This is a genomic window from Pseudomonas sivasensis (genome assembly GCF_021391435.1).
GTDB lineage: Bacteria > Pseudomonadota > Gammaproteobacteria > Pseudomonadales > Pseudomonadaceae > Aquipseudomonas > Aquipseudomonas sivasensis.
Genome location: NZ_CP090029.1, coordinates 4,577,997 through 4,591,738, shown reverse-complemented (window position 1 = coordinate 4,591,738; position 13,742 = coordinate 4,577,997). Strand labels below are relative to the sequence as shown.

Annotated in this window: 13 protein-coding genes and 1 riboswitch; of the genes, 8 read left to right on the top strand and 5 right to left on the bottom strand. The window is 59.8% G+C overall.

Translation table 11 applies throughout. The annotated features are described in order from the left end of the window. Positions 1 to 120 precede the first annotated feature (120 nt). The 3 genes from relA (at position 121) to LRO94_RS20680 (ending at position 3,901) form a co-directional block, all read left to right on the top strand. Complete coding sequence (gene relA, locus LRO94_RS20690) at positions 121 to 2,364, top strand: GTP diphosphokinase (protein WP_032887770.1); 2,244 nt, start codon at positions 121 to 123, stop codon at positions 2,362 to 2,364. Between the two features lie 132 nt (positions 2,365 to 2,496). Beyond that, entirely contained in the window at positions 2,497 to 3,330 is an 834-nt protein-coding gene (gene mazG, locus LRO94_RS20685; protein ID WP_032887772.1) for a nucleoside triphosphate pyrophosphohydrolase, read from the top strand. Positions 3,331 to 3,355: 25 nt separating this feature from the next. Continuing rightward, positions 3,356 to 3,901 carry a DUF2058 domain-containing protein gene (locus LRO94_RS20680; RefSeq protein WP_014719402.1) on the top strand — a complete coding sequence of 182 codons (546 nt, stop codon included), beginning with the start codon at positions 3,356 to 3,358 and terminating at the stop codon, positions 3,899 to 3,901. Between the two features lie 121 nt (positions 3,902 to 4,022). Here LRO94_RS20680 and LRO94_RS20675 read toward each other — a convergent pair whose 3' ends face one another. The 4 genes from LRO94_RS20675 to purM form a co-directional block, all read right to left on the bottom strand. Beyond that, the gene (locus tag LRO94_RS20675) at positions 4,023 to 4,211 is read right to left on the bottom strand and encodes a hypothetical protein (RefSeq protein ID WP_032887774.1); all 189 of its coding nucleotides are present in this window, start codon (positions 4,209 to 4,211) and stop codon (positions 4,023 to 4,025) included. A 308-nt stretch (positions 4,212 to 4,519) separates the two neighbouring features. Continuing rightward, positions 4,520 to 5,233, bottom strand: coding sequence for a DUF3108 domain-containing protein (locus LRO94_RS20670; RefSeq protein ID WP_032887775.1), 714 nt, complete (start codon positions 5,231 to 5,233; stop codon positions 4,520 to 4,522). An 8-nt stretch (positions 5,234 to 5,241) separates the two neighbouring features. After that, positions 5,242 to 5,892: a phosphoribosylglycinamide formyltransferase gene (gene purN, locus LRO94_RS20665; RefSeq protein ID WP_032887777.1), complete on the bottom strand. Its 651-nt coding sequence runs from the start codon at positions 5,890 to 5,892 to the stop codon at positions 5,242 to 5,244. Further along, positions 5,892 to 6,950, bottom strand: coding sequence for a phosphoribosylformylglycinamidine cyclo-ligase (gene purM / locus LRO94_RS20660; RefSeq protein ID WP_179180044.1), 1,059 nt, complete (start codon positions 6,948 to 6,950; stop codon positions 5,892 to 5,894). The genes purN and purM overlap by 1 nt, the downstream gene beginning before the upstream one ends. Positions 6,951 to 7,293: 343 nt before the next feature. Between purM and LRO94_RS20655 the strand changes: the two genes are divergently transcribed. The 5 genes from LRO94_RS20655 to LRO94_RS20635 all read left to right on the top strand — a co-directional run bounded on the left by LRO94_RS20655 (position 7,294) and on the right by LRO94_RS20635 (position 11,875). Then, on the top strand, positions 7,294 to 8,334 hold the full coding sequence (locus LRO94_RS20655) for a DUF2066 domain-containing protein (protein WP_032887779.1): 1,041 nt from the start codon (positions 7,294 to 7,296) through the stop codon (positions 8,332 to 8,334). 35 nt (positions 8,335 to 8,369) lie between these two features. Continuing rightward, the gene (locus LRO94_RS20650) at positions 8,370 to 9,443 is read left to right on the top strand and encodes an AI-2E family transporter (protein WP_032887781.1); all 1,074 of its coding nucleotides are present in this window, start codon (positions 8,370 to 8,372) and stop codon (positions 9,441 to 9,443) included. A 203-nt stretch (positions 9,444 to 9,646) separates the two neighbouring features. Then, positions 9,647 to 10,351 carry a DnaA regulatory inactivator Hda gene (gene hda, locus LRO94_RS20645; RefSeq protein ID WP_032887783.1) on the top strand — a complete coding sequence of 235 codons (705 nt, stop codon included), beginning with the start codon at positions 9,647 to 9,649 and terminating at the stop codon, positions 10,349 to 10,351. A 213-nt stretch (positions 10,352 to 10,564) separates the two neighbouring features. After that, a complete protein-coding gene (locus LRO94_RS20640; protein WP_032887785.1) occupies positions 10,565 to 11,194 on the top strand; it encodes a C40 family peptidase in 630 nt (209 codons plus the stop codon). A gap of 144 nt (positions 11,195 to 11,338) precedes the next feature. Then, positions 11,339 to 11,875 (top strand): C40 family peptidase, encoded by a 537-nt coding sequence (locus LRO94_RS20635; RefSeq protein ID WP_099602998.1) that lies wholly within the window; start codon positions 11,339 to 11,341, stop codon positions 11,873 to 11,875. Positions 11,876 to 12,009: 134 nt separating this feature from the next. Here LRO94_RS20635 and LRO94_RS20630 read toward each other — a convergent pair whose 3' ends face one another. Beyond that, entirely contained in the window at positions 12,010 to 13,323 is a 1,314-nt protein-coding gene (locus LRO94_RS20630) for a PQQ-dependent sugar dehydrogenase (RefSeq protein WP_179178619.1), read from the bottom strand. A gap of 99 nt (positions 13,324 to 13,422) precedes the next feature. Beyond that, positions 13,423 to 13,675, top strand: a riboswitch (cobalamin riboswitch). Positions 13,676 to 13,742: the final 67 nt, after the last annotated feature.

Here is a 13,742-nt window from a genome sequence, read left to right as displayed (position 1 = left end):
ATGCCCGTTTAATCCGACTGGCCTGCATTCTCCAAGGCCGTGAACTGCCAGGGAGTTTGCAGCAAAAGGTCGGCATGATTTTTGGCGCATCCAAGGTGCGTCGTAGGGAAGGTAAGCAAGATGGTACAGGTGAGAGCACACCAGCCGATCAACACCGACGGCAGTATCAACCTGGAGGCATGGCTGGATCATGCCATCAGTGTCGACCCGGCACTGGACCGTGAAGCCTTGAAAGCAGCCTGCGAGTTCGCTCGCGAGTCTGAGCAGCAAGACAATGCGGCCAAGAACCTGTGGGCTGAAGGCACTTCCAGCTTTCGCACCGGGTTGGAAATCGCCGAGATTCTTGCCGATCTCAAGTTGGACCAGGATTCGCTGATCGCCGCCGTGCTCTATCGCGGCGTGCGTGAAGGGCACATCCAGTTGCCTACGGTCAGCCAGCGTTTCGGCGCAGTGGTGGCCAAGCTGATTGACGGCGTCCTGCGCATGGCGGCCATCAGCGCGAGCCTCAGTCCGCGCCAGTCCATGGTGCTGGGCACCCAGGGCCAAGTCGAGAACCTGCGCAAGATGCTGGTCGCTATGGTCGACGACGTACGCGTCGCCCTGATCAAGCTGGCCGAACGCACCTGCGCGATCCGTGCGGTAAAAACCGCCGACGACGAAAAGCGCAACCGCGTTGCCCGCGAAGTCTTCGACATCTACGCCCCCCTGGCTCACCGCTTGGGCATCGGCCATATCAAATGGGAGTTGGAGGACTTGTCCTTCCGCTACCTGGAACCCGATCAATACAAACAGATTGCCACGCTGCTGCATGAGCGGCGGCTCGATCGCGAGCGCTTTATCAGCGACGTGATGGGCCAGTTGCGCTCCGAGTTGCAGGCCACCGGGGTCGACGCCGACATCAGTGGCCGTGCCAAGCACATCTATTCCATCTGGCGCAAAATGCAGCGCAAGGGCCTGGCCTTCAGCCAGATCTACGACGTGCGTGCGGTGCGCGTGCTGGTGCCGGAAATGCGCGACTGCTACACCGCGCTGGGCATCGTTCATACGCTGTGGCGTCACATTCCCAAGGAGTTTGACGACTACATCGCCAACCCCAAGGAAAACGGCTATCGCTCTCTGCACACCGCTGTGATCGGCCCCGAAGGCAAGGTACTGGAAGTGCAGATCCGCACCCACGCCATGCACGAAGAGGCTGAGCTGGGCGTGTGCGCGCACTGGCGCTATAAGGGCACCGACGTCAAGGCCGGGTCCAACCAGTACGAAGAGAAAATCTCCTGGCTGCGCCAAGTGCTGGAATGGCATGAAGAGCTCGGCGACATCGGCGGCCTGGCCGAACAGCTGCGTGTGGATATCGAACCGGACCGGGTCTACATCTTCACCCCCGACGGCCACGCCATCGACCTGCCCAAGGGCTCGACGCCGCTGGACTTCGCCTACCGCGTTCACACCGAGATCGGCCACAACTGCCGGGGCGCCAAGATCAACGGGCGTATCGTACCGCTCAACTACAGCCTGCAGACCGGTGAGCAGGTCGAAATCATCACCAGCAAACACGGCACGCCGAGCCGCGACTGGCTGAACCCGAACCTGGGCTACATCACCACGTCGCGGGCACGGGCGAAGATCGTCCACTGGTTCAAATTGCAAGCGCGCGACCAAAACGTCGCCGCCGGCAAGACCCTCCTTGAGCGCGAACTGGCTCGCCTGGGCCTGCCGCAGGTGGACTTCGACAAGCTGGCCGAAAAGGCCAACATGAAGATTGCCGAAGACATGTTCGCCGCCCTGGGTGCCGGCGACCTGCGCCTGGCGCAACTGGTCAATCTGGCCCAGCAGTTGGTCGAGCCGGAACGCGGCAACGAACAACTTGAGCTGATCCCCCGTAAAGCCACCGGCTATAAGCCTGGCAAGCGCGGTGATATCCAGATCCAGGGCGTGGGCAACCTGCTGACGCAAATCGCCGGCTGCTGCCAGCCGCTGCCGGGGGATGCGATCGTCGGTTACATCACCCAGGGCCGTGGCGTGAGCATTCACCGCCAGGACTGCGCCTCGGTGCTGCAACTGGGTGGGCGCGAGCCGGAGCGGATTATCCAGGTCAGCTGGGGCCCGGTGCCGGTGCTCACCTACCCGGTGGACATCATCATCCGTGCCTACGACCGTTCCGGTTTGCTGCGTGACGTCTCGCAAGTGCTGCTCAATGAGCGGATCAACGTGCTGGCGGTCAACACCCGCTCGAATAAAGAGGACAACACCGCGTTGATGTCCTTGACCATCGAGATCCCGGGGTTGGACGCATTGGGCCGGTTGCTGGGGCGGATTTCCCAGTTGCCGAATATCATCGAGACACGGCGTAACCGCACACCATGATTCGCGGAATGAATGCAGGCTAAATGTGGGAGGGGGCTTGCTCCCGATAGCAGGCTGTCAGTTGATACATCTGGTGGCTGACGCACCGCTATCGGGAGCAAGCCCCCTCCCACACTGATCGGACACAGAAAGATGTATTCACTTGAAGACCTGCTGCACCTGATGAGCCGCCTGCGAGACCCGCAATATGGGTGCCCGTGGGACCTCAAGCAAACCTACGCGACCATCGTCCCGCACACCCTCGAAGAAGCCTATGAAGTGGCCGACGCCATCGAGCGCGGCGACTTCGATCACCTGCAAGGGGAGTTGGGCGACCTGTTGTTCCAAGTGGTGTATTACAGCCAGTTGGCGCGGGAAGAGGGGCGTTTCGAATTTGCCGGCGTGATCGACAGCATCACGCGCAAGCTGATCCGGCGTCATCCCCATGTGTTCCCCACCGGTGATCTGTATGCGCCACTGGATATCCCACAGTTGAGCGAAGAGCAGGTCAAGGAGCGCTGGGAGCAGATCAAAGCCGAGGAGCGTGCGGAAAAATCCGACGCACCTGAGCAGCTTTCCCTGCTGGATGATGTGCCCACGGCGCTGCCGTCCTTATCCCGTGCCGCCAAATTGCAAAAGCGCGCCAGCCAGGTCGGTTTCGACTGGCCGTCTGCCTTGCCGGTGGTGGACAACGTGCGCGAAGAGCTGGATGAAGTGCTCGAGGCCATGGCCGATAATGACTCGGTAGCCATTGCCGATGAAGTCGGTGATCTGCTGTTTGCGGCGGTCAACTTGGCCCGTCACCTCAAGGTTGACCCGGAAACCGCACTGCGTGGCGCCAATGCCAAGTTCGAACGACGTTTCCGATTTATCGAACAGGCATTGCGCGACACCCGTCGTCCCATAGAAGATTGCACCCTCGAAGAGTTGGACGCCCTATGGGGCGAAGCCAAACGTCAGGAAAAGAATGTGTCCAGCTGCGGTTGAGCAGTTGCCTAAGTGAGTAAGCACCATGAGCCTTTCCCTTCGCGACCAGTTGCTCAAAGCAGGTCTGGTCAACCAAAAGCAGGCCAAGCAGGTCGGCAAAGAGAAACAGAAGCAGCAGCGCCTGGTCCACAAAGGCCAAGCCGAGGTCGATGACACCCAGGCACGCCTGGCTGCCGAGGCACACGCCGAAAAGGTCAAACGTGACCAGGAGCTGAATCGCCAGCAGCAGGAAAAAGCCGAGGCCAAGGCCCGCACGGCTCAGGTCAAGCAATTGATCGAAACCTCGCGCCTGCCCAAGCTGACCACCGAGGATTACTACAACTTCGTGGATGACAAGAAGGTCAAGCGCCTGTCGGTCAACACGCTGATGCGTAACAAGCTGAGCAACGGCTCCCTGGCGATCGTGCACCACGGCGGCGGCTACGAAGTGATCCCGCGTGAAGCGGCGCTGAAGATTCAGGAGCGCGCACCAGAGCGCATTGTGCAACTCAACATCCTCACAGAAAGCCAGGTGCCGGATGAGGACGATCCGTACGCGGCTTACCAGATCCCGGATGATCTGATGTGGTAAAGCGTTCAAGCACCTGAGTGGTAAGCAGTACCTCTCAAAACAACAAACCCCGCTCAAAAGGCGGGGTTTGTGTTTTCAGGCGTCGGGCTGCGTGGGCCTTGTGCCGAAATCCTGCGAATATTCAGGAGCTTTGTGCCTGGCGTTTCATCTCAAGCGACTCAAGCTCGTTTTTATAATTGTGAGCGTCGCTCTCGTTGTGAAACATGCCGACCAGCAGGTCTTGTTGGTGTACATCCCAGATGTGAATCCCATGGCCCAGCGCTTCGTGGGACATATGTGCATCGTCGCGTTCAGTTACTTTTACAGTCATCTGCTTGCTCCAATTTCTGGTGGGTATGCGGCAAGTCGTCGCAGGTCTTTTTATACGATTTGTTAGCTTGCTAAGTAAACCGCTTTGGCGGTTTATGACAGAAGTTTCATGTTGGGCGGCAGCCTGATAGGGCTGTGTTGGTCATGCCGGCGCCATCGGGAGCAAGCCCCCTCCCACAGGGGAAAGTGTTCGCAGTTCAAATGTGGGAGGGGGCTTGCTCCCGATGATGGCAGACACTTGAACCCAAAACCGCCAGACGAAAAAAAGCCCCGCATTCAGCGAGGCTCTTGTTCAGCTCATCCGCGCAATCAGTTGCCTTTGACAGCCTTGCCGTCAACGGTACCGTCTTGCAGCATGATGTTGTATTCCTTGCCGTCGGTCTCAACCTGACGCAGGGCGACCAGGATGCCGCCCTGGTCCTTGGCAAACCACATCTGGGTGATGCGCTTGCTTTGGGTCGGGTCACGCACGCGCTCGACCTTGATCGCGTCGATGGAGCCTACCTTGGTCTGGACCTTTTCCGGGCCGATCACGCGGAAGTCGTAGGTGTCGACGTCGGTCCCTTCAACCACGTTGTAGCTCATGCTTTTCTTGCCGGCTGCCACATCGCGTTGCAATGCGAGCTGGTAGGTCGACTTGTCGAGCATGTTGCTTTGCAGGGCCACGTTCACCGGGTCTTTGTTTTCAAAACCGGTAACTTTCTTGGCGGTCTGGTCGAAGTCCAAGTTGATTTTCTTTGCCTTGCCCAGGCCGCCACGTTCGAAGCTGTAGCTCACGGGTTGCAGGGTGTCCTTGTCGAAGCGGATCACGCTGGTTTCGGTCAGGCTGGCGATCATCATGGATGCCTTGAAATTCAAGGTCCACGAGCCGTTGTCGTTCTTGGTCAGGCTGCGCTCAGCCGAACCACTCATGGGCAACTGTTTCCAGTCGGCGGTGTAGCTGGCGGAGAAGGGGTGAAGGTCGGCTGCCTGCACGGCAGGCAAGGCGAACAGCGCAACAGCGAAAAGCAAGGCGCGACGCATAAAATCTCCTAGGTTCGAATCAAGTGGCCGCTGGCCGCAAGTAACTGACCGTCCAATAATGCACCCTGGTCACCAAGAATCAACCGCCCCTCGGCAAACCAGCGCACAGCCAGCGGGTAAATCCTGTGTTCCTGGGTATGAACCCGTTGCGCAAGTGTCTGCGCCGAGTCGTCAGACTCTACCGGAACCACTGCCTGTACGACCAGAGGCCCGCCATCGAGTTCCTCGGTGACAAAGTGCACGCTGCAGCCATGCTCACTGTCACCGGCTTCAAGGGCGCGCTGATGGGTGTGCATGCCTTTGTATTTGGGCAGCAGGGAAGGGTGGATATTCAGCAGGCGCCCGTCGTAGTGCCGCACGAAATCGCCGCTGAGGATTCGCATGAATCCGGCCAGTACCACGAGTTTGGGGTTGAAGGCATCGATGAGTTCGATCAAGGCGCTGTCGAAGGCCTCGCGGCCCTCGAAAGCCTTGTGATCCAGCGAGCGGGTTTCGATACCCGCGTCCCTGGCACGTTGCAGGCCGTAGGCGTCGCTGCGGTTGGAGATCACCGCAGCGATGCGCACCGGGCTGTCGCCGGTGCGCGTGCTGTCGATCAGGGCCTGCAAGTTACTGCCGGTGCCGGAGAGCAGCACCACAACATCACAGGTCTGAGACATCAATGAGCCTTGAGGTTCTTCAGTTCAACCTGGGCCGCGCCCTCGGCAGCGGTGGCGATCTGGCCGATGACCCAAGGCTGCTCGCCGGCTTCACGCAGGACGTTCAGCGCAGTTTCAACGTGCTCTTGCGCTACGCAGATCACCATGCCCACGCCGCAGTTCAGCACGCGGTGCATTTCGGTTTCATTGACGTTGCCTTTCTCTTGCAGCCAGTCAAATACCGCAGGACGCTGCCAGCTGGCCACGTCGACGATCGCCTGAGCGCCTTTTGGCAAGACGCGCGGGATGTTGTCCAGCAGGCCGCCGCCGGTGATGTGGGCCATGGCTTTGACCGCGCCAGTGTCCTTGATCAGCTTGAGCAGTGGCTTGACGTAGATGCGGGTCGGGGCCATCAGCAGGTCGGTCAGTGGCTTGCCGTCGAGTCGGATGTTCTCGATGTCGGCACCGGACACTTCGATGATCTTGCGGATCAGCGAGTAGCCGTTGGAGTGCGGGCCAGAGGATGGCAGGGCGAGCAGGGCGTCACCGGCAGCCACTTTGGAACCGTCGATGATTTCGGCTTTCTCTACAACACCCACGCAGAAACCGGCCAGGTCGTAGTCTTCGCCTTCGTACATGCCTGGCATTTCAGCGGTTTCGCCGCCTACCAGGGAGCAACCCGACAGTTCGCAACCCGCGCCAATGCCGGTTACCACTTGGGTAGCGGTCTCGACGTTGAGCTTGCCTGTGGCGTAGTAGTCAAGGAAGAACAATGGCTCGGCGCCGCATACCACCAGGTCGTTGACGCACATGGCCACCAGGTCGATGCCGATGCTGTCGTGCTTGTTCAGGTTCAGTGCCAGGCGCAGCTTGGTGCCCACACCGTCGGTGCCGGAAACCAGAACAGGCTGCTTGTAGCCGGCCGGGATTTCGCAGAGGGCGCCAAAACCGCCCAGGCCGCCCATGACTTCGGGGCGCGCAGTGCGCTTGGCGACGCTCTTGATGCGTTCGACCAATGCTTCACCGGCGTCGATGTCTACACCGGCGTCCTTGTAGCTCAGGGAGGGTTGCTTGCTCATGATCCAGGCCTTTAGGGGGGATTCAGGGGTAACGACCGAGCGGGCAGGGGCTTTTGGTAAAAGGCCCAGCCGATGACGGTCTGCGAAGGCGCGCGATTTTATCAGGCTTGAGGGGCAGCGGCCATCCTCGGGCCGACGGGCAGGGCCATATAGGTTAAAAAAATGCTAATCGCGTCAGCCGTGGCACGTATTAAGGTATAGCCTTGAACCCGCTATCGTTATGACAGCATGAAAACTTACCAGGACCCTGTGAATGTTTTACCGGTTGCCGTGGTCACAGCCTTGGCAAACCGAGTTCACGCGGTCTGTTCCAGCCGCTAAATTTGTCGTTCGGGAATCTTCCATGCGTCTGTGTAAATTCTTCTTTATGGGCTGCTTGTCGTTGGTCAGCCTGGCGAGTCATGCCGAAACCCTCAATGGTCTTTATCAAGTACTTGAACCCGTCAGCAGCCAATCGCCCCAAGAGCGCGACCAGGCCACCCAGCGCGCGGTGCAGACCCTGGTAATCCGCCTGACCGGCGACGCCAAAGCCGCCGACGGCCCAGGCCTGGCGGCGATTCGCAAGGATCCGCAGCAAATCATCACGCAATACGGTTACGACGCCGGCCCACCCGAGAGTCTGCAAGTGGATTTCGACCCGGTCAGCACCGACCGCGCTCTGCGTGATGCGGGCCTGTCGATCTGGGGCAGCAATCGGCCGTCGATCCTCGGCTGGTGGTTGAACGATTCCACTGAAGGCAGCAGCCTGGTGGGGGATGGCCAGACCGTCGCCCAGGCGCTGCGTCATGCAGCCCAGCACCGTGGCTTGCCGTTGCGTCTGCCGCTGGGCGATCTGGATGAGCAGGTCGTCGCCACGGCGCCGAACCTGGAGAGTGCCGACGCCACACCGTTGCGCGCCGCATCCGAGCGCTACGGCGCCGACGCGTTGCTTGCCGTGCACGCGCGTCAGGAAGGTAACCAATGGCAGGCCAAATGGCGCCTGTGGCTGGGCGACAAGAGCGAACAGGGCACAGCCCAAGGCGCCGACACCGGCGCGGTGGCCGACGCAGTGATGCTGGCGGTCAGCCAGAAATTGGCGCCGCGTTTTGCGGTCAAGCCTGGCGTGAGCACCGAACAACTGCTGGAAGTGCAGGGGATGACCCTGGAGCGCTACGCGGCACTGGGTCATCTGCTGGAGCCGTTTGGTGGCCAGCCGCAGTGGGTTGACGGCAATCGCATTGTGTATCGGGTTAACGGTAGCGCCGATCAGTTGCGCACCCAGTTGAGCCTGGCCAAGCTGCAGGAGATCCCTGCGGGCGAGGCGCCGGCTACGCAGCCAGTCGCTGAGGGCGCGCAACCGGCCGCTGCACCTGAGCCTCAGGCGCAACTGCGTTTTCGTTGGTAACAGTTCTTCCTTATATAGAAGCAATGGAGTGGTTTATGGCGGATACGCGTCGTTGGGTGTGGCTTGGCGGGATCGTCCTGCTGTGCGTTTTTGTGTTCTTGCTGCATTCGATCCTGACGCCGTTCCTGGTTGCGTTGCTGCTGGCCTATCTGTTCGATCCGGTGGTGGATCGTTTGGAGAAAGCCGGGCTGTCGCGGACCTTGGGCGTAGTGGCGGTGTTTGCGCTGTTCACCTTGATCATCACCGCGCTGGTGCTGGTGTTGGTGCCGATGCTGGCCAAGCAACTGTTTCGTCTCTATGAGTTGGCGCCGCAGATGCTCGACTGGTTGCAGCACACGGCAATGCCGTGGGCCCAGGCCAAGTTGGGGTTGTCGGACGGCTTCTGGAAGTTCGATAAGGTCAAGGCGGCGATCAGTGAGCATATGGGGCAAACCACCGATATCGTCGGTGTGATCCTCAGTCAGGCGACTGCGTCGAGCCTGGCGTTGATCGGCTGGCTGACCAATCTCGTGCTGATCCCGGTGGTGGCGTTCTATCTGCTGCGCGACTGGGACATCATGATGGCCAAGATCCGCAGCTTGCTGCCGCGTGATCGTGAGGAGCGCATCGTCTCCCTGGCCGGTGAGTGCCATGAAGTCCTTGGCGCATTCGTGCGTGGCCAGTTGCTGGTGATGCTGGCCCTGGGCGTTATCTACGCCGCCGGCCTGATGGCCATCGGCCTGGAGCTGGGCCTGTTGATCGGCCTGATCGCTGGCCTGGCGGCTATCGTTCCTTATATGGGCTTTGTGATCGGCATCGGCGCGGCGCTCGTGGCTGGCCTGTTCCAGTTTGGTGGTGACCTGTATCCGATGCTCGGGATTGTTGCGGTGTTCATGGTCGGCCAGGCCCTTGAGGGCATGGTGCTGACGCCGTTGCTGGTGGGTGACCGGATCGGTCTGCACCCGGTGGCGGTAATCTTTGCGATCCTGGCGGGGGGCGAGCTGTTTGGCTTTACCGGCATCTTGCTGGCATTGCCGGTGGCGGCGGTGATCATGGTGCTGGTGCGCCATATGCACGATTTGTACAAGGATTCGGATGTGTACACGGGCGTCGAAGACCCCGACCTGTAACCGCTGCTTCATAAACCCGGCTTCGGCCGGGTTTGTTGTTTATGGGGGGATGGCGTCAAACAATCCGCGTAAAACCGGCAAGTTAACGCAAACCTTTGATTTTGCTTGTGGTCTGCTGCATTGTGCGCCCCGCGTCACGGGTATAAACTTTGCAAACTTTACACAGAGGCCACTAGCGGTTCGATGGGAGCCGTTCAGTCAGCATGAAACCGATTCAGCTGCCCTTAGGTGTGCGTCTGCGTGATGACGCCACCTTTATCAATTACTACCCAGGCGCCAATGCCGCTGCACTCGGCTATGTCGAGCGGCTCTGCGAAGCCGACGCCGGGTGGACTGAAAGCCTGATCTATCTGTGGGGCAAGCACGGCGTGGGGCGTACTCACCTGTTGCAGGCCGCCTGCTTGCGCTTCGAGCAAATGGGCGAGCCGGCGGTGTACCTGCCTTTGGCTGAATTGATGGACCGCGGTATCGGGATCTTCGACAACCTTGAGCAATACGAGCTGGTATGCCTGGATGACCTACAGGCGATTGCTGGCAAGGCCGATTGGGAAGAGGCGCTGTTTCATCTGTTCAACCGCCTGCGAGACAGCGGACGGCGCTTGTTGATTGCTGCCTCCACATCGCCCCGCGAGTTGCCCGTCAAACTGGCCGACCTCAAGTCGCGCCTTACCCTGGCGCTGATCTTCCAGATGCGCCCGCTCTCCGACGAAGACAAATTGCGCGCCCTGCAACTGCGTGCCTCTCGCCGCGGCCTGCACCTCACCGACGAAGTCGGACACTTTATCCTCACCCGTGGCACTCGCAGCATGAGTGCGTTGTTCGATTTGCTCGAACAGCTCGATCAAGCCTCTTTGCAGGCCCAGCGTAAACTGACCATTCCCTTTCTCAAAGAAACCCTCGGCTGGTAGCAACCCCTTTGTTTGCAGGGGTTTTGGCAAATTCCAGGCGTCAGAAAACCCGCGTTTGGGCCGGTTTGGCCACGCGAAAGGTGCGTATAGGGTGTTAAGGGCTTAGATGTCATAGTCCAAACAGGAAGTCACATAGATCACGATTGAATTTGCAAATCGATGTGATAGAGGGCATAGTCTCGGCTTCTTTACACATCAGCCACGGTCGTGCCCATGCTAAATCGCTTCGCACCCCTCGTGCCTCTCGCACTCGTTACCCTGTTGTTTGGTTGCGCCTCCCACCCTCAGCAGGTGGTTGAGCAGCAAAAGCCTCAACAACATTCCCAGGCAAAATTTGTTGCAGCGCAGTCTTCCACTGTCTATGAGGAAGAAGTTGCAACAGAGAAAGAACTGGCCGATTTCTCCGGCAGCAAGCCTTATCAGCTTCCAGTTCTGGCCGACAGCATTCTCGAACGCGGCATGTCCCTGATCGGTACCCGTTACCGTTTTGGCGGTACTTCCGAAGCCGGTTTCGACTGCAGCGGTTTCATCGGCTATCTGTTTCGTGAAGAAGCTGGCATGAACTTGCCACGCTCCACTCGCGAAATGATCAACGTGAACGCACCGTTGGTCGCGCGCAACAACCTCAAGCCCGGTGATCTGCTTTTCTTCAGTACTGCAGGTCGTGGTCGTGTCAGTCACGCCGGTATTTACCTGGGTGATAACCAGTTTATCCACTCCAGCAGCCGTCGCAGTGGCGGTGTCCGAGTCGACAACCTGGGCGACAGTTACTGGAGCAAAACCTTCATCGAAGCCAAGCGCGCACTCGCCATGGCCCCGACGACCGTTACCGCTAGCAAGTAAACTTAAAGTGATACTTGAAGTTTGACGTGTAAGCGCTAGAATCCCTGGACATTGTTGTAATCCGTTCGCGCGAGCCTTGCTTGCGCGTTCTGGTTTTCAGCGTTCGGCAGCGAAAGCCGCATCCAGACCAGGATTGTTCTGCACATGTCGACGTCAGCCCGCCTAGTTCTTCTCGTTTGCGCCGCGCTGCTCAGCGCCTGCGCCAGCCGTCCGCCGCCTGCTCCTGTCGCGGTCAAGCCCAAGCCGGTATTCAACTACGCCACCCAGAATTTCTCGCCTGCTGCCGAAGACGTGCTCTTCCGTGCGCTGGGCCTGGTCGGCACGCCTTATCGCTGGGGTGGCAACACGCCGGACTCGGGCTTTGATTGCAGTGGCCTGATCGGCTTTGTGTTCCGTGACGCCGCCGGCATTTCCCTGCCACGCACTACCCGTGAGCTGATCGTGATGCGCGCTCAGGACGTGAGTGAGCAGAACCTGCAAACCGGTGACCTGCTGTTCTTCGCCACCGGTGGTGGTTCGCAGGTCAGCCATGCTGGGATCTATGTGGGCGAGGGCCGCTTTGTCCATGCGCCGCAAACCGGCGGTACGGTGAAGCTCGATACCCTGTCCAAGGCGTATTGGCAGAATGCCTATCTGAGCGCCAAGCGGGTATTGCCAGCAAACCTGGCACGTAATCCCTGAACCCAATACCTAACTAAATGTGGGAGGGGGCTTGCCCCCGATAGCGAAGTATCAGTCACAGTGTCTGTGCCTGACCCACTGCTATCGGGAGCAAGCCCCCTCCCACATTGGTTTTGTCATGCTTCTGGGGGCGTTTATTTGGCCGCCGACACCCGCCATACCTTGTTCCCCACGTCATCCGCCACCAGCAAGTCCCCTTGCTGATCAATCACCACGCCCACTGGGCGGCCCATGGCTTTCTCATCTTTATCAAGGAAGCCGGTCAGCACGTCCACCGGCTGACCTTTAGGCAGGCCTGCGTCGAATGGCACGAAAATCACCTTGTAGCCGCTGTGCGGCTTGCGATTCCACGAGCCATGCTGGCCGATGAATGCGCCGTTGCTGAACGGCGCCGGGAGTTTGCTGCCCTCGGCGAACGTCAGGCCCAAAGAAGCGGTGTGCGGCCCTACGGCGTAGTCCGGCGCAATGGCCTTGGCGACCAGGTCCGGGTTCTGCGGCGTGACGCGCACATCCACATGCTGACCGTAATAGCTGAACGGCCAGCCATAGAAACCGCCGTCCTTGACCGAGGTGATGTAGTCCGGCACTAGGTCGCTGCCGATCTCGTCGCGCTCGTTCACCGCTGTCCACAGCTTGCCGCTCTGCGGTTCCCAAGCCATGCCATTGGGGTTGCGCAGGCCGGAGGCGAAAATACGGTGCTGGCCGCTGGCGCGGTCGACTTCCCAGATCGCGGCACGCCCCTGTTCCGCCTCCAGGCCGTTTTCACCGACGTTGCTGTTTGAGCCGACGCTCACGTACAGCTTGCTGCCGTCCTTGCTGGCCACGACGTTTTTCGTCCAGTGGTGGTTCAGCGGACCGCCTGGCAAGTCGACCACCTTGGAGCCTTGGGCCTTGATGGCAGTTTCGCCTGGCTGATAGGGGAAACGCAGCAGCTTGTCCGAGTCGGCCACATACAGGTCGTTTCCGACCAGGGTCATACCGAACGGCGAATTGAGGTTTTCCAGAAACACCGTACGTGTTTCGGCGACGCCGTCGTGGTCGGCATCGCGCAGTAGAGTGATACGGTTCGGGCTCGGCACCCCGGCGCCGGCACGTCCCATGACCTTCTCCATGACCCAGCCGCGTATGCCCTTGGCGTCATCCGGTTTGGGCGGTGCGTTGGTTTCCGCCACCAGCACATCGCCATTAGGCAACACATACAGCCAGCGCGGGTGGTCGAGACCCTCGGCGAACGCGGCCACTTGGGTGCCGGGGGCTGCCGTTGGCTTCGCGCCATCTGGCCAGCCGATGGCTGGAGCGATGTTGACGGTAGGGATCAGCGTTTTGTTCGGTTCCGGCAGTCTGGGCGAGGGGCCGGTGCCGTCGGAAACCTTCAGGGTTGAGCTTTCTCCGCACGCCGCGAGGGTGCCGGCAAGCATGATTAACAGGGCGAGTCTGGTTTTATGCATGGTGTTCTCCTTGATACCTGTAAGGGTAGAGGAGGGCGGTGGTGCGATGGTTCAAGTACTCGACCAGCTTTCATTGACGCTCCATCCCCAACCCACTAACCTTCGCCGCTTGTTCCAGGTGCTCTGTGACCCGTGGGTCGACAGAGTGAAACAGGGAAGCCGGTGAGTGAGCGCGCTTGTACACAGCGCCGCCGCAATTCCGGCGCTGCCCCCGCAACGGTAAATGAGTCAAGACGCTGCTTTTGCCACTGTATCGCGTGCGATATGGGAAGGCGCAGCGTTGGCCTGCTTGCTCTCTACAAGAGCTGCGCCACTCATGAGCCCGGAGACCGGCCTGGATCATCCAACAGCATCACGGTGGGCGATGCTTGGCTGTCTGTTTTTTCTTTTTCCTGCCCGCCGTTTTTGTCCAGCCCCAA

What these genes read in the sequence shown, in the direction of transcription:
- LRO94_RS20680 (WP_014719402.1), top strand. Translation starts at nt 3,356, where the DNA reads ATGAGCCTTTCCCTTCGCGACCAGTTGCTCAAAGCAGGTCTGGTCAAC.
- relA (WP_032887770.1), top strand. Translation starts at nt 121, where the DNA reads ATGGTACAGGTGAGAGCACACCAGCCGATCAACACCGACGGCAGTATC.
- LRO94_RS20650 (WP_032887781.1), top strand. Translation starts at nt 8,370, where the DNA reads ATGGCGGATACGCGTCGTTGGGTGTGGCTTGGCGGGATCGTCCTGCTG.
- LRO94_RS20640 (WP_032887785.1), top strand. Translation starts at nt 10,565, where the DNA reads ATGCTAAATCGCTTCGCACCCCTCGTGCCTCTCGCACTCGTTACCCTG.
- LRO94_RS20635 (WP_099602998.1), top strand. Translation starts at nt 11,339, where the DNA reads ATGTCGACGTCAGCCCGCCTAGTTCTTCTCGTTTGCGCCGCGCTGCTC.
- LRO94_RS20675 (WP_032887774.1), bottom strand. Translation starts at nt 4,211, where the DNA reads ATGACTGTAAAAGTAACTGAACGCGACGATGCACATATGTCCCACGAA.
- mazG (WP_032887772.1), top strand. Translation starts at nt 2,497, where the DNA reads ATGTATTCACTTGAAGACCTGCTGCACCTGATGAGCCGCCTGCGAGAC.
- purM (WP_179180044.1), bottom strand. Translation starts at nt 6,950, where the DNA reads ATGAGCAAGCAACCCTCCCTGAGCTACAAGGACGCCGGTGTAGACATC.
- purN (WP_032887777.1), bottom strand. Translation starts at nt 5,892, where the DNA reads ATGTCTCAGACCTGTGATGTTGTGGTGCTGCTCTCCGGCACCGGCAGT.
- LRO94_RS20670 (WP_032887775.1), bottom strand. Translation starts at nt 5,233, where the DNA reads ATGCGTCGCGCCTTGCTTTTCGCTGTTGCGCTGTTCGCCTTGCCTGCC.
- LRO94_RS20655 (WP_032887779.1), top strand. Translation starts at nt 7,294, where the DNA reads ATGCGTCTGTGTAAATTCTTCTTTATGGGCTGCTTGTCGTTGGTCAGC.
- LRO94_RS20630 (WP_179178619.1), bottom strand. Translation starts at nt 13,323, where the DNA reads ATGCATAAAACCAGACTCGCCCTGTTAATCATGCTTGCCGGCACCCTC.
- hda (WP_032887783.1), top strand. Translation starts at nt 9,647, where the DNA reads ATGAAACCGATTCAGCTGCCCTTAGGTGTGCGTCTGCGTGATGACGCC.